The 11971-nt window shown below is 68.6% G+C and carries 18 protein-coding genes; 15 read left to right on the top strand and 3 right to left on the bottom strand.

Going from position 1 to position 11971, the window contains the following annotated elements:
* The 13 genes from KEC57_RS18200 to KEC57_RS18140 all read left to right on the top strand — a co-directional run.
* The coding region (locus tag KEC57_RS18200) for a hypothetical protein (RefSeq protein WP_229384392.1) at positions 1–291 on the top strand (291 nt) is incomplete at its 5' end.
* A gap of 76 nt (positions 292–367) precedes the next feature.
* The gene (locus KEC57_RS18195) at positions 368–712 is read left to right on the top strand and encodes a hypothetical protein (protein WP_229386119.1); all 345 of its coding nucleotides are present in this window, start codon (positions 368–370) and stop codon (positions 710–712) included.
* 2 nt (positions 713–714) lie between these two features.
* Positions 715–1134 (top strand): hypothetical protein, encoded by a 420-nt coding sequence (locus KEC57_RS18190; RefSeq protein WP_229386118.1) that lies wholly within the window; start codon positions 715–717, stop codon positions 1132–1134.
* A 1-nt stretch (position 1135) separates the two neighbouring features.
* Complete coding sequence (locus KEC57_RS18185; RefSeq protein WP_229386117.1) at positions 1136–1534, top strand: hypothetical protein; 399 nt, start codon at positions 1136–1138, stop codon at positions 1532–1534.
* Between the two features lie 17 nt (positions 1535–1551).
* Positions 1552–2058, top strand: coding sequence for a hypothetical protein (locus KEC57_RS18180; protein WP_229386116.1), 507 nt, complete (start codon positions 1552–1554; stop codon positions 2056–2058).
* On the top strand, positions 1998–3230 hold the full coding sequence (locus KEC57_RS18175) for a hypothetical protein (protein WP_229386115.1): 1233 nt from the start codon (positions 1998–2000) through the stop codon (positions 3228–3230). The genes KEC57_RS18180 and KEC57_RS18175 overlap by 61 nt, the downstream gene beginning before the upstream one ends.
* A complete protein-coding gene (locus tag KEC57_RS18170) occupies positions 3227–3592 on the top strand; it encodes a hypothetical protein (RefSeq protein WP_229386114.1) in 366 nt (121 codons plus the stop codon). Before KEC57_RS18175 ends, KEC57_RS18170 begins: the two co-directional genes overlap by 4 nt.
* A complete protein-coding gene (locus tag KEC57_RS18165) occupies positions 3592–4737 on the top strand; it encodes a hypothetical protein (protein WP_229386113.1) in 1146 nt (381 codons plus the stop codon). Before KEC57_RS18170 ends, KEC57_RS18165 begins: the two co-directional genes overlap by 1 nt.
* Positions 4738–6123: a hypothetical protein gene (locus KEC57_RS18160; protein ID WP_229386112.1), complete on the top strand. Its 1386-nt coding sequence runs from the start codon at positions 4738–4740 to the stop codon at positions 6121–6123.
* Positions 6124–6711 (top strand): hypothetical protein, encoded by a 588-nt coding sequence (locus KEC57_RS18155; RefSeq protein ID WP_229386111.1) that lies wholly within the window; start codon positions 6124–6126, stop codon positions 6709–6711.
* A 22-nt stretch (positions 6712–6733) separates the two neighbouring features.
* Positions 6734–7459: a M23 family metallopeptidase gene (locus tag KEC57_RS18150; RefSeq protein ID WP_229386110.1), complete on the top strand. Its 726-nt coding sequence runs from the start codon at positions 6734–6736 to the stop codon at positions 7457–7459.
* Positions 7460–7462: 3 nt separating this feature from the next.
* Complete coding sequence (locus KEC57_RS18145; RefSeq protein WP_229386109.1) at positions 7463–7645, top strand: hypothetical protein; 183 nt, start codon at positions 7463–7465, stop codon at positions 7643–7645.
* A 14-nt stretch (positions 7646–7659) separates the two neighbouring features.
* Entirely contained in the window at positions 7660–7923 is a 264-nt protein-coding gene (locus KEC57_RS18140; protein ID WP_229386108.1) for a hypothetical protein, read from the top strand.
* On the opposite strand, the gene KEC57_RS18135 is transcribed toward KEC57_RS18140, so the two are convergent.
* The 3 genes from KEC57_RS18135 to KEC57_RS18125 are packed head-to-tail and all read right to left on the bottom strand — an operon-like array spanning position 7920 to position 9188.
* Complete coding sequence (locus KEC57_RS18135; protein ID WP_229386107.1) at positions 7920–8123, bottom strand: hypothetical protein; 204 nt, start codon at positions 8121–8123, stop codon at positions 7920–7922. The genes KEC57_RS18140 and KEC57_RS18135 overlap by 4 nt on opposite strands.
* Before the next feature lie 10 nt (positions 8124–8133).
* Positions 8134–8925: a tyrosine-type recombinase/integrase gene (locus KEC57_RS18130; protein ID WP_229386106.1), complete on the bottom strand. Its 792-nt coding sequence runs from the start codon at positions 8923–8925 to the stop codon at positions 8134–8136.
* 8 nt (positions 8926–8933) lie between these two features.
* Complete coding sequence (locus tag KEC57_RS18125) at positions 8934–9188, bottom strand: hypothetical protein (RefSeq protein WP_229386105.1); 255 nt, start codon at positions 9186–9188, stop codon at positions 8934–8936.
* A 184-nt stretch (positions 9189–9372) separates the two neighbouring features.
* On the opposite strand from KEC57_RS18125, the gene KEC57_RS18120 reads away from it, so the two are divergent.
* A complete protein-coding gene (locus tag KEC57_RS18120; RefSeq protein WP_229386121.1) occupies positions 9373–9582 on the top strand; it encodes a heavy-metal-associated domain-containing protein in 210 nt (69 codons plus the stop codon).
* 107 nt (positions 9583–9689) lie between these two features.
* Entirely contained in the window at positions 9690–11960 is a 2271-nt protein-coding gene (locus tag KEC57_RS18115) for a heavy metal translocating P-type ATPase (protein ID WP_229386104.1), read from the top strand.
* The last annotated feature ends 11 nt before the right edge of the window (positions 11961–11971 follow it).

Here is an 11971-nt window from a genome sequence, read left to right as displayed (position 1 = left end):
ACCGTCGCGCAGCTGCCGGCATGGCTCGCCAACTCGATCGGTTTCGTCGACCTCAGCGACGGCACCGCTCAGGTCACCAGCAAGCTCAAGGTCGACGTCGACTTCGGCCTCGACTCCGGCGAGCTGGTCGGCTACGACCGCCGCGCCGCGATCGTGCGGCAGTCCCCGCAGATCCGCCTCGAGGCCGTCGACATCGCGCACGGCGCGATCGACCTCGGCTTCTTCGCCTACGGCGGCCAGCTGATCCAGGACGACCGCGCGATCCAGAAGCGCCAGGTCGACGTCGACTGACCCCCCAGCCGGGTCGGGGCTCTGAGTCCCCAGCTCGCCCCGACCCGGCGCCCACCCTCGAGCGGAAGATGCCGCAATGCCCGATCTCGCATGGCTCACCCCCGACACGGCCAAGTCGCAGCTGAACATCACCGTGACGCAGCTCGGCCTCGACGTCGCACGCGAGGAATGCCTGAGCAAGCGCGGCCTCGCGATCACCACCACCCCGCCGCCGTCGACATCGTTCGCGGTCGGAGTGGTCTACCAGGCCCTCGCGAACAAGCAGGCCGCATCCGCCAACAGCAACGACGAGATGGGCGGCGAGAACAGCGTGCGCCTGTACCCGTTCGATCGGAAGATCATGGCGATGCTCATCGTGCCCGACGTCGACGACGACGACCCCGAGCATGACCACAGCCGCGTGCGGTCACTGATCGGCTGAGCATGAGCGCACGCAGCGAACTGAAGCAGCTGATCGAGGCGCAGACGCCGCCGGCGACGTGGGAGATCTACGACTGGCCGACACGGCTGCGCACGTTCGACGATGCCGGCAAGCCCGTCGCGATCGTCATCGAACAGCGCACCGTCGCGGCATCCCGGTTCTCGGCAGACGAGAACAGCATCCCGCTCGAGGTGGGGCTGTTGCTGTGGGTCGTCGTCGACGCCGCCCGCGGCGACGAGCTGCGCAACGTGGAAGACGACCTCGAAGCCGCGCTCGAGCAGATGATCCGCATCCTCGAAGCCGCCGGCCTGCCCGACCACGTCTGGGACGGCAACGCCGTCCGCGACGAGTACGACGACCAGAAACCCGCCTACCAGATCACCATCAGCGCTACCGGCGCCCTCACCCCTACGGAGGAATGACATGACTGTTCCCGCCAACACCGCCAAGCGCACCAAGCGCTGGAAGCTCAAGATCGGCGCCGACGAGTACCAGGGCCACACGTCCGCGATCGCCATCAACCCCAACCCCGTCACATGGCAGGGCGGCGACGACAACACGCTCACCGACGACGGCGACGTGCAGGTGCAGCTCACCGTCGCCCAAGACACCGCGAACGCCGACTCGCTGTACCGGCTCTGCCACGACAACCCCGGCCAGGCCGCGGTGCTCGAGGTGTTCCCGCACTACGACGACGAGTTCAGCGTGACCGTCAACACGGTGCTGGTGCGCCCGCCGCTCAACCTCGCCCGCGCCGCGCAGATCCCCGAGGTGCAGATCACGCTCACCGGCTCGTACGTCACCGCACCCGAAATCCCCTGACCCGGAGAACACCGCCCGTGATCGACGTCACGCAATCGCGCGAGATCCAAGCGACGATCTACGCGCTGCGACTGGCCCGCCGCGACATTCGCCTGAACATCAACAAGCGAGCGCGCGCCCAGATCAAGCCCCTGTGGCAGCGCGAGGTCGCGTCGCGTGCGCGCAGCCGGCGGGCTCAGCGCGTGATCGCGGGCGGTGTCGGCGCGTCCCTGACGGATCGCGGTGTCAGGCTGCGCGCGGCAACCTCGAGCCGGCCCCTGCGCGGCGGCCTGGTGCCCGCCGAACAGTACGCCGGCGATGAGTTCGGCGCGCGCACCCAGCGCATCCAGGTGCGCCAGAGATCCCGCAAGGGCCGCGTCTACACCCGCCCGCTCACGATCAACCGCCAGTTTCCCGGTCGCACGCACCACGGCATGGTCGCGTTCGACGCGGCCAGCGTGACCGGCAGACGCCTGGTCGCGCTGTGGGTCGCTCAGGTGGTCGAAGATCTCGGCAACGTCGAGAACGTCGAGGTGGTCGGCTGATGCCTATCCAGATCGACTTTCTCTCGAACACGTCCAAGCTCGAGCGCGGCACGGAGAATGTCGAACGCGGCCTCGACGGCGTCGCCGACAGTCTCGACGACGTCGCCCGCGAAGGCGACCGGTCGCTCGGCCGGCTCGAGCGCAGCTTCAAAGACGTGTCCGACGCGGCGAAGGACACCTCGAAACAAACCGCTGACGTCGGCGACGTCGGCAGCCGCGGGTTCCGCAAGCTCGGCGACGCCGGCTCAGAAGTATCCGGCGAGCTGCGGCAGAACCTCGGCGAGACGTTCAGCTCGTTCCGCGGCGATCTGGCCGACCTGCCCCAGATCGCGCAAGACACCCTCGGCGGCCTCGCCGGCGCCGGCGCCCTCGGCGGCATCGCCGGCCTTGCCGCGACCGCGGCCGGAGCCGCCGGCCTCGGCCTCATCACCGCCGAGCTACAGAAGCAGCAGGAGGAAGCCCAGAAGCTCCGCGAGCGGATCGGCGGCATGTACCAAGCCGCAGCGGAGGATGGGCGCGCCTACCTGGACACCGCGCAGCTGATCGCCGAAAGCGTCGACGTGATGTACAACACCGATCGAGCCGACGAGTGGAAACGGGTACGCGAAGACGCCAAGACGCTCGCCCTCGACGAGAGTGTGGTGATCGCGGCCAATGCCGGCGACCTCGCGGCGCAGGAGCAGGTGCACGGCCGGATCAACGCCCTTATGGAAGATGCCGCCGACAAGCGCAGCGCCGCCTGGAACGGGTCCGAAGCATCCACCTACGGCCAGGCGTTGCTCGGCGTCCGCGATCGCTGGGCCGAGATCGGCGCTGTGACAGACGAGAACGCGGATAAGGCCCGCAACGCGCAGTCGATCACCGACCGCTACCTGCGCCAAATGATCGATGACGCGGGGGAAGCCGAGGTACAGGTCGACTCCCTCGGCAACAAACTCATCACGCTACCGAAAGGTCAGCAGATCGTCATCGACGCCGAGACAAACCAGGCGCACCAGGATCTCGACCGATTCAAGGGCGACGTCAACACGGTCCCCAGGGAAGTCGTCACGACAGCCCGAGTACTGGCCGACACGACGGGCATTACGCGCGCAATCGACAACCTCAACGGTCGCACGATCTACGTGAAGGTCAACGCGCAGGGCCAGCGCGAGGGAAGGCCGTTCGAGTGAGCACCACGACGATCACCTACGACGGCGGGCCGACGCTCACCCCACTCAAGGCCCTGGTCAGCAGCTACAGCGCCGAGGCCGAATCCCGCACGGTCGCGCACTCGATCCTCGACGGCGACGACGTCTACACGTTGCGCCCCGCGGGCGCCGATGTGCTCACGCTCGAGCTGCTGTTCGCCGACGAGATCGGCGCTCGTGACTGCCACCGCGCCCACAAGCTTCCGGCCGAGTTCACGATCTCGGACGACACCCGCGAGCTGCTGAATCTTCGATACGTCGTCACCGGCCGGATTCGCGTGCGCCTCGACCCTGAAACGCGCCGGCGCTGGCTGTGCATCGTCCCGATCACGGAGGTGTCGTGATGGCCGTGCTCAGCGAGCACCGCACGAAGATCACTCTGGATCTCGACCCGCCGGTGCAGCTCGAGGTGAACACGCAGCAGCTGACGATGGACCTTGAGTGGGTACCGTTCATCCAGGCCACTCTCTCGTGCGCGCTCGGCGACGGCGCGATCGCCGATGTCGACCCGCTCGCCGACGACATCTGGGCAACCCTCACCGTGCGCAAGCTGCTCGGCCGCGTCGACCGGCTCGGCGACCTCACCCGTAAGTACCGGGGCAAGACGCTCGGCGATGTCACGGCCGAGTTCGCCGGCGGCACGCTCACCGACGTCACCCTCGCGGTCTATCACGACTACGCCGAGCCGGGGCACCCGATGCGGTCACAGGACCGCGACTTCCGGCTGATGCTGCGCGACCAGACCGTGGACCGCAAAGCCGGCACCGTGGCGCTGTCGCTCGCGAGCGGCGAGGCGCGACTGTTCGACGATGCCTGGACCGCAGCCGAGTACACCATCCCCGGCGCGACGATCAGGGACTGTCTCGAGTGGGTGCTGGCCCGCAGCGGGTTCACCCTCACGACCGTGGCCGGCGAGGCACCCGTGCTGCCGTCGTTCGTGCTCGGCGATACCCGCATCTGGCAGCCCGGACAGACCGCGTGGGAGGTGCTGCAGCAGATGGCCCGATCCCGCAACTACCTGATGTACTGCGACGAGGACGGCCACTTCCACGCCAACTACTCACGAGGCACCCCCTACACGCGCACGCTGCGCTCGGCGGGCGCCTCACGTTCGGTCGTGAACGCCGTGGAGAAGCGCAGCCGCGACGACGGCTGGTACACCGCCGTGCAGGTCGTGTTCACCCGCGCAGGCGTCACCACACGCGGGTTCGCGACCACACCGGGCGAGCCGGTCAAGATCTACACCCGCACCTATCCCGCGGAGTGGGGCGCCCCGAGCGACCCGGACGCGCTGGCCGAGAACATCCGGCAGCAGATCGTCGGCCGCGCCCGCTCGCTCGAGCTGCTCGCGGTATCCGACTACGCCTTGACACCCGGCGACGGCGCCGTGTTCATCAGCCCGCGCGGCAGCCTCGCCGGCAAATGCAGCGCGGTGCAGTGGAACTGGCCGGCCGACGAAATGAGCGTACGCATGAGAGAGGTGGCCTAAATGGCAACGGGACATTACGACGAAGACGGGTTCTGGATCTACGGCGAAGACGACCTCGCCGACGAGGGCGCCGGATTCAGCGAGGTACTGAACAAGTCCGCACGCGCGATCCCGGATGCCGTGCATGCCCGAGTCACGACCGAACTCGCTTCCGACCCCACGGTCGCGGCCGCGGCCGCGGCTGCCGTCGACGGCGAGCTGGATGCCAAGAACGTGCCCGAGTTCGAGGTGAATCCCGAAGACGTCTACACCGTGCGATTCGAGAACGGCGAGCCGTTCATCCGCGCCGACGAGACGCGCGGCATCTACTCCAAGGTCACCCTGCAAGACGGCAGCGTGCGCCGCGCCGCGCTCGCGCCCGACGTCGCCGCGGGATTGATCTCCGGTGCAGAGGTGATCGATCTGGACGGCACCGGATGGGCGTTCGCGGTGATGTTCCGCGACCCCGCAACGGGTGCGCTGACCGTCGAGTCGGGCGTGCGCATCGACGGGACGGTCTACCCCGAGAACGAGGGCGGCGGCGGGTCCCCGATCGATGAGACAGGGCCGGCCTGGATGCAATCGGGCGACTCGATGTCGCTCGGCCTCGCGACCCGTATGGCGACCCTCACCGGCGAGGTGTGGATCGACAACGCGATCGGCGGCGAACGGTCCTACGACATCGCCGGCCGCACCAGCGCAAACCCGATATGGCTCGCCGTCGACGGCGGCGAGATCCCGGCATCCGGCGCCGTGTTCGTCACCCCGTACTACAACGGCGGCGCAACCGGCTTCACGCCCACCACCACGCTGATGAAGCAGGGCACCAAGAGCGTCAACCCGAGCCGCCTCGCCGGCGTCGAGGGGACGTTCGTGTGGGTGGAGGGTGACGGGCGCTACCGGTTCACGCGCGCGACGGCCGGCGCCGCGGTTCCGGTGCCCTACCGCGAACCTCTCATCACGGCAGCACGCGACACTTACGCCGGTTACAACCAGGTCATCCAGCTCGGCCGTAACAACGTCGCGGATCTCGATCGGGTGCTCGAGGACACGCACTCGATGGTGCAGTGGCAGACGGGCGGACGGCGGAAGTTCCTCGTCGTCGGGGTGATGAACGCGACCAACGAGATCGCGGGGTCAGGCACCCATACCGCGGTCGTCGCGCTCAACGCTGCGCTGAAGCGTGAATACGGATTCCGGTTCGTGGACGTGCGCCGGAAGTTGATCGCCGACGGCCTCGCGATGGCCGGCATCACACCCACAACGCAGGATCTCACCGACATCGGCAACGACACGATTCCCACCTCGCTCCGCGCTGCCGGCGACGTGCTGCACCTGAACGACGCGGCAAAAGACGTGCAAGCGCGGATCGTCTACGACCGCATGACACAGATTGGATGGTTCTAAATGTCCGGACTCGGACTGGTCATTCCCCGCGCCGGCGGCGCCGGCCCCGGCGTCACCCTCGAAACGCTCTACGCGTCCGACGACTTCTCGCCGCCGGACGGCCTCGCGAGCGGGCGCACCCTGAACAACGCGCTCGGCGGCGCCGCCTCGCTCGCGTTCGCCGCGTCGATCGGTGCGGCATGGAACATCACCGGCGGCATGCTCAGCCGCGTCGGCGCCGGCGGAACGGCATCCGTTATCGGCCCGGCGATGCCGCAGCCCGACTACTCCCTCTATGTGAAGGTCACCTCGATCTCGGTTGGGTTGCTCTCGCTGCTCGCCCGCCGATCCGCCCTCTCCGGCGGCACCGACAGTCGCATCGCGCTCAGCGCGGCCGGCGCGATCTCCGGCGCTGCGACCGGCACCTGGGAACCGGGCGACGTGATCGGCTACCGCGTCCGAGGCACACAGATCGAGTGGGTGAAAAACGATCTCGTCATCGCCACGACGACCGCACTCAACTCGGCCGCCGGCTACGCAGCCCTCGCTGTGGGCGCGAATGCCGAATACGCCGTCGATTACATGCTGCTCAAGATCCCCACACCCTGACACACCGAAAGGACCACCCCTCATGCTCTACCCCAACGGCACCACCACCGCCCCGACCGTCAGCAGCAAGTACGGCCCCCGCACCGGCGGCCTGACCAACCATCACGACGGCTGCGACTTCGTCAACTTCGACAGCGTCTACGCGATCGCCGCCGGCCTGGTCACGTTCGCCGGCTGGCTGAACGATGCCGCCGGCTACACCGTGATCATCGACCACGGCAACGGCATCGCGTCGAAGTACATGCACCTGGCCGTCGCGCCGGCCGTCCGCAAGGGCAGCTGGATCGGCGAGGGCGCCAAGCTCGGTCTCATGGGCGCCAGCGGCAACGCGACGGGCAAGAACCTGCACTTCGAGATCTGGGTCGGCGGGTGGCACACCGACCCGGTCGCGTGGCTCGCCGGACGCGTCGGGCAGCTGGTCGTCGACGGCGGGCTCGGCGGGTTCACCATCGCCGCCTGGCAGGCCGACCTGGGCACGCCCGCAGACGGCAAGCTCGATACCCCGTCCGCGTTCGTGCACCGCCTGCAGGAGCGCCTCAACGGCGCCGGCGCCCGCGACTGGGACGGCCGCGAGCTGCTCGTCGACGGCCTCGGCCTGGCGTCCAACATCGGCCGGCGCGTCGGTCGATTCCGCACCGTGCACGCGCTCCAGGTCTACCTCGGCACGCCGGCCGATGGATACCTCGACGCGAACGACTCCGCGACGATCCGTCGCGTGCAGGAACGTCTGAACGCCGGCTCATTCTGACCCATGCCGCCGACCGAGCCCACCGACGTTGTCCTCGCCCGCGTTGACGAGCGCGTGCGAGCGGTCGAGCGCGACGTGCGCGAGATCAAAGACACCATGATGGCCCGCACCCCGCAATGGCCCGCCATCGTGTCGTCACTCGCCGCGATCGCCGCGCTCATCGTGACCCTCATCATCGCCCTCTGAGAAAGGACCCCACCATGCCCGAAACACCCCTCACCCGCGCTGAGGCGCGCGAACTCGAAGAGGACGGGTTCACCGTGCTCGAAAGCGAGATCGTGACAGAGCCGGCGTTCCTGCCCCTCGTCGTGCGCCGCAGCCTCTATCTGCTCGGCATCGCCGGTCTCGTCGCCGGCCCGCTGATCGGCGTGCAGCTCCCCGAATACGGCGACGCGATCGCTACCGGCGGGGCGCTGCTTGGATCGATCGCGCTCGGCACGGCACTCGCCAACCCGACCCGCTAGAGCGCGCCGCCCATCCGTGGCTCGTACACGGGGGCGGCGCGCTTGCGCTCGTCATCGGCAGCGGTCCCGCCCGCCTCGAGCCACCTCGTGTGCGACTTGAGTGCATGGAAGACGGCGAACCGCACCACGACGTACCCAAGCAGCAACGAGATCGCAATTCCGCCTAGGTACACGAGAGTGATCGGCAGCCAGTCAGTCATGCTGCCGATCCTAAGCCGCAAGCCGCGAGGCTGCTCCCGCCGCAATTAGGTCGTCACGCTCGACGTGCACGTAGATCGCGGTCGTTGCGGGGTACCTGTGGCCGAGGAAGACTTGAGTGACGCGCAGGTTGTTGCCGGTGCCACGGTAGACCGTCGTGCCCGCGAGGTGGCGTAGCGAGTGCGGGTTCGTGCCGAGTTCACGCCTCGACCATGCGCGCAGCGTTTCGGTCGTGACGTGGCGACCGGTGCGCGATGTGAAATACCAGTCGGAGTCCGGGTGCTTCGCCTCGAGTTCGTCGAGTACCGTGCCGAGTTCGGGCGACAGATGAACCGACCTCTGCTGCCCGCCCTTGCCGATGATCGTGAGCCAGTCGTCTGCGCGATCGCGACGGTGCAGCTTCGCGATCTCGTGCACCCGCAGCCCGCATTCGGCGCCGAGCATCGTGAGGGCGCGCACCTCGAGCCGCTTTGAGGCGAGCCCTGCATCGACGTGCGCACGTGACGCGATCCTCGGTTTGCGAGGTGGCACCGGCAGCGATCGCAGCGGCATCGCCGGATCATGCTCGAGGTGACCCGCCTCGAGCGCCCATCGATAGAACGAGCGGAAGGTCGCCGTAACCGCGTTCACGGTTTGCGCCGACCACACCGGCTGGGCAATCCAGGTGCGCAGCTGCACCGTGGTTACTGTGCGCAGATCGAAGTCGACGGCGAGCTTCGTCATGTACGTCGAGCGCAGCCGCACCGTGTTGTGACTGAGCCGCCGAACGTCGGCGAGGTAGGCGAGATATTCGTCGATGAGCATGTGATCGACTATGGCTGCACGATGGTGGCGAGGAGTTCGTCGCGCATCTCTCGGCACTCAGCGCACGTGCCGTCCCACTTCTCGTGTCGCTCGATCCAGTATTCCGGCCACTCGTCGCGATCGCCGTTCTCGGGCGATGGATTCCAGACGTCGCCGCAGTCGCCGCATCGGTGATCGCCGACGTGGCCGGCTGGGAGATCGCACCAGTGCTCGAACGTCTCACCCGGGTCGAGCACGTCATCGCACATCGGACTAGCGATCATGCTGCCACCGCCGCCGCCGGGAACAGTTCCACGATCCTTTGATACCGATGTGTAACGGGTCGGGATACCCCTTCCGAGGGCGCTGTCGCACCCCAAAGGCCCCGTATACCCCTCGTGGGTATATGCTGTTTTCGCAGTACCCCTCAGGGGTATCCTGAACGGGATGGGACGAAAGGCGATCGACATGGCTCAGGCCGAGTACAACGTGACGGGAATGAGCTGCGGGCACTGCGAGGCATCCGTGCGCGCCGAGGTGTCCAAGCTCGCCGGCGTCGAAGACGTTCGAGTGAGCGCGGCGTCGGGCGTGCTCACGGTGATCTCGTCCGCCGAGCTCGCCGACGACGCCGTCATCGCTGCGGTCGACGAGGCCGGCTACGCGGCGACGCGCGTCTGATGAGTGCGCCACGCTCCCACGCCCCCCATGGCTCCGCGCCGCGTGGGGCCGACGGGCACCCGGACCCACGACCGTCCGTCGCCCGTGTCGAGCTCGAGATCGGTGGAATGACGTGTGCGTCGTGCGCCGCGCGCATCGAGAAGCGGCTGAACAGGATCGACGGGGTCGAGGCATCCGTCAACTACGCGACCGAGAAGGCGCTCGTGAGCGCGCCTGCCGGGCTCGATCCCCAGGCGCTCATCGACGAGGTCGTCAAGACCGGCTACACCGCCGCACTTCCCGCACCCCCCGCGGCCGAGCCCGAGCGCGAGCGCGAGGCGGCGGACCACGAGCTGACCGGCCTGCGCCAGCGCGTCATCGGATCCGCCGTGCTGTCGGCGCCCGTGATCCTGCTCGCGATGATCCCGGCACTGCAGTTCACGTACTGGCAGTGGGCCTCGCTCGCCCTGGCAGCACCCGTCGTCGTATGGGGCGCCTGGCCTTTCCACCGTGCCGCGTGGATCAATCTCCGCCACGGCGCAGCGACGATGGACACCCTCATCTCGCTGGGCGTCTCGGCGGCGTTCCTGTGGTCGCTGTACGCACTCTTCTTCGGGCACGCCGGCATGCCCGGCATGACCCATGCGTTCGAGTGGACGATCGCGCCGAGCGACGGCGCGGGCGACATCTACTTCGAGGTGGCCGCGGGGGTCACCACGTTCGTGCTCGCCGGGCGCTACTTCGAGGTGCGCTCCAAGCGCCGTGCCGGAGCCGCGCTGCGTGCACTGCTGCAGATCGGCGCGAAGGACGTCGCGGTGCTCCGAGCGAGTGCCGGCGACGCGGCCGGCGCGCTCATGGAGAGCCGGGTGCCGATCGGCGATCTGCGGGCCGGAGAGCAGTTCGTCGTGCGCCCGGGCGAGAAGATCGCGACCGACGGCGTCGTCGTCTCGGGAACATCCGCCGTGGATGCCTCGATGGTGACCGGGGAATCGGTTCCCGTCGAGGTCGCTCCGGGCGACGCGGTCGTGGGCGCGACCGTGAACGCCGGAGGACGCCTCGTGGTGCGAGCGACGCGCGTGGGCGACGACACGCAGCTGGCGCAGATGGCGCGGCTCGTCGAAGACGCCCAGTCGGGCAAGGCGAAAGTGCAGCGCCTCGCCGATCGCATCTCGAGCGTCTTCGTGCCGATCGTCCTTCTGATCTCGCTCGCGACGCTCGGCGGCTGGCTGCTGACCGGCGCCTCCGCGTCGATGGCGTTCACCGCCGCCGTGGCCGTCCTCATCATCGCGTGCCCGTGCGCCTTGGGCCTGGCGACTCCCACCGCCCTGCTCGTGGGAACCGGACGCGGCGCGCAGCTCGGCATCCTCATCAAGGGGCCCGAGGTGCTCGAGTCGACGCGCACCGTCGACACCGTCGTGCTCGACAAGACGGGCACGGTGACGACCGGCCGGATGGCTCTGGTGGACGTCGTGGCTCTTGTGGACGTCGTGGCCGGCGGGGGCGGAGGGGCCGCAGGGTCCGCAGGGCCGGAAGGGGCCGCGCGCGCCGGCATCCTCCGTCTCGCCGGAGCCCTGGAGCACGCCTCCGAGCACCCCATCGCGCAGGCGATCGCGCGCGCCGCGGTGGCCGAGACAGGCGAGCTGCCCGGCGTCGAGTCCTTCCAGAGCATTCCGGGCAAGGGAGTATCGGGCGTGGTCGACGGACGTGCGGTGCTGGTCGGGCGCGAGGAGCTGCTCGACGATTGGGCGCTGACGCTGCCGATTGAACTCGCCGACGCGAAGACGGCGGCCGAGGCATCCGGGCGCACGGCGGTTCTGGTCGCGTGGGATGGCGAGGTGCGGGGGCTGCTCGTCGTCGCCGACCAGGTCAAGCCCACGAGCCGCGCGGCGATCACGCAGCTGCGTGCGCTCGGGCTCGCTCCGGTGCTGCTCACCGGCGACAACGCCGCCGTCGCGCGCACCATCGCCGACGAGGTCGGGATCACGCAGGTCACAGCCGAGGTGCTCCCCCAAGACAAAGTCGCCGCGATAAAGGCGCTGCAGTCCGAGGGGCGCGTCGTCGCGATGGTCGGCGACGGCGTGAACGATGCCGCCGCTCTCGCGCAGGCCGATCTGGGCCTGGCGATGGGAACGGGGACGGATGCCGCGATCGAGGCCTCGGACATCACCCTGGTCGGCGGTGATCTGCGCAGCGCGGCCGACGCCATCCGGTTGTCGCGGTCGACGCTCGGCACCATCAAGGTGAATCTCTTCTGGGCATTCGCCTACAACGTCGCCGCGATCCCGCTCGCCGCACTCGGACTGCTCAACCCCATGATCGCCGGCGCCGCCATGGCGCTGTCGAGCGTGTTCGTCGTGGGCAACAGCCTTCGGCTTCGCCGCTTCCGCAGCGTCACATAATGAATACCGTT

Origin of the sequence: Microbacterium allomyrinae (assembly GCF_020682705.1) — a bacterium.
Lineage (GTDB): Bacteria > Actinomycetota > Actinomycetes > Actinomycetales > Microbacteriaceae > Microbacterium > Microbacterium allomyrinae.
The sequence above is the reverse complement of the archived record's forward strand: the minus strand, read 5'-3'. Positions and strand labels throughout refer to the sequence as shown.

Bases quoted from the DNA above. Each gene is read 5' to 3' on its own strand.
- KEC57_RS18195 (WP_229386119.1), top strand. From the start codon at position 368: ATGCCCGATCTCGCATGGCTCACCCCCGACACGGCCAAGTCGCAGCTG.
- KEC57_RS18190 (WP_229386118.1), top strand. From the start codon at position 715: ATGAGCGCACGCAGCGAACTGAAGCAGCTGATCGAGGCGCAGACGCCG.
- KEC57_RS18185 (WP_229386117.1), top strand. From the start codon at position 1,136: ATGACTGTTCCCGCCAACACCGCCAAGCGCACCAAGCGCTGGAAGCTC.
- KEC57_RS18165 (WP_229386113.1), top strand. From the start codon at position 3,592: ATGGCCGTGCTCAGCGAGCACCGCACGAAGATCACTCTGGATCTCGAC.
- KEC57_RS18160 (WP_229386112.1), top strand. From the start codon at position 4,738: ATGGCAACGGGACATTACGACGAAGACGGGTTCTGGATCTACGGCGAA.
- KEC57_RS18155 (WP_229386111.1), top strand. From the start codon at position 6,124: ATGTCCGGACTCGGACTGGTCATTCCCCGCGCCGGCGGCGCCGGCCCC.
- KEC57_RS18150 (WP_229386110.1), top strand. From the start codon at position 6,734: ATGCTCTACCCCAACGGCACCACCACCGCCCCGACCGTCAGCAGCAAG.
- KEC57_RS18145 (WP_229386109.1), top strand. From the start codon at position 7,463: ATGCCGCCGACCGAGCCCACCGACGTTGTCCTCGCCCGCGTTGACGAG.
- KEC57_RS18140 (WP_229386108.1), top strand. From the start codon at position 7,660: ATGCCCGAAACACCCCTCACCCGCGCTGAGGCGCGCGAACTCGAAGAG.
- KEC57_RS18135 (WP_229386107.1), bottom strand. From the start codon at position 8,123: ATGACTGACTGGCTGCCGATCACTCTCGTGTACCTAGGCGGAATTGCG.
- KEC57_RS18130 (WP_229386106.1), bottom strand. From the start codon at position 8,925: ATGCTCATCGACGAATATCTCGCCTACCTCGCCGACGTTCGGCGGCTC.
- KEC57_RS18125 (WP_229386105.1), bottom strand. From the start codon at position 9,188: ATGATCGCTAGTCCGATGTGCGATGACGTGCTCGACCCGGGTGAGACG.
- KEC57_RS18120 (WP_229386121.1), top strand. From the start codon at position 9,373: ATGGCTCAGGCCGAGTACAACGTGACGGGAATGAGCTGCGGGCACTGC.
- KEC57_RS18115 (WP_229386104.1), top strand. From the start codon at position 9,690: ATGACGTGTGCGTCGTGCGCCGCGCGCATCGAGAAGCGGCTGAACAGG.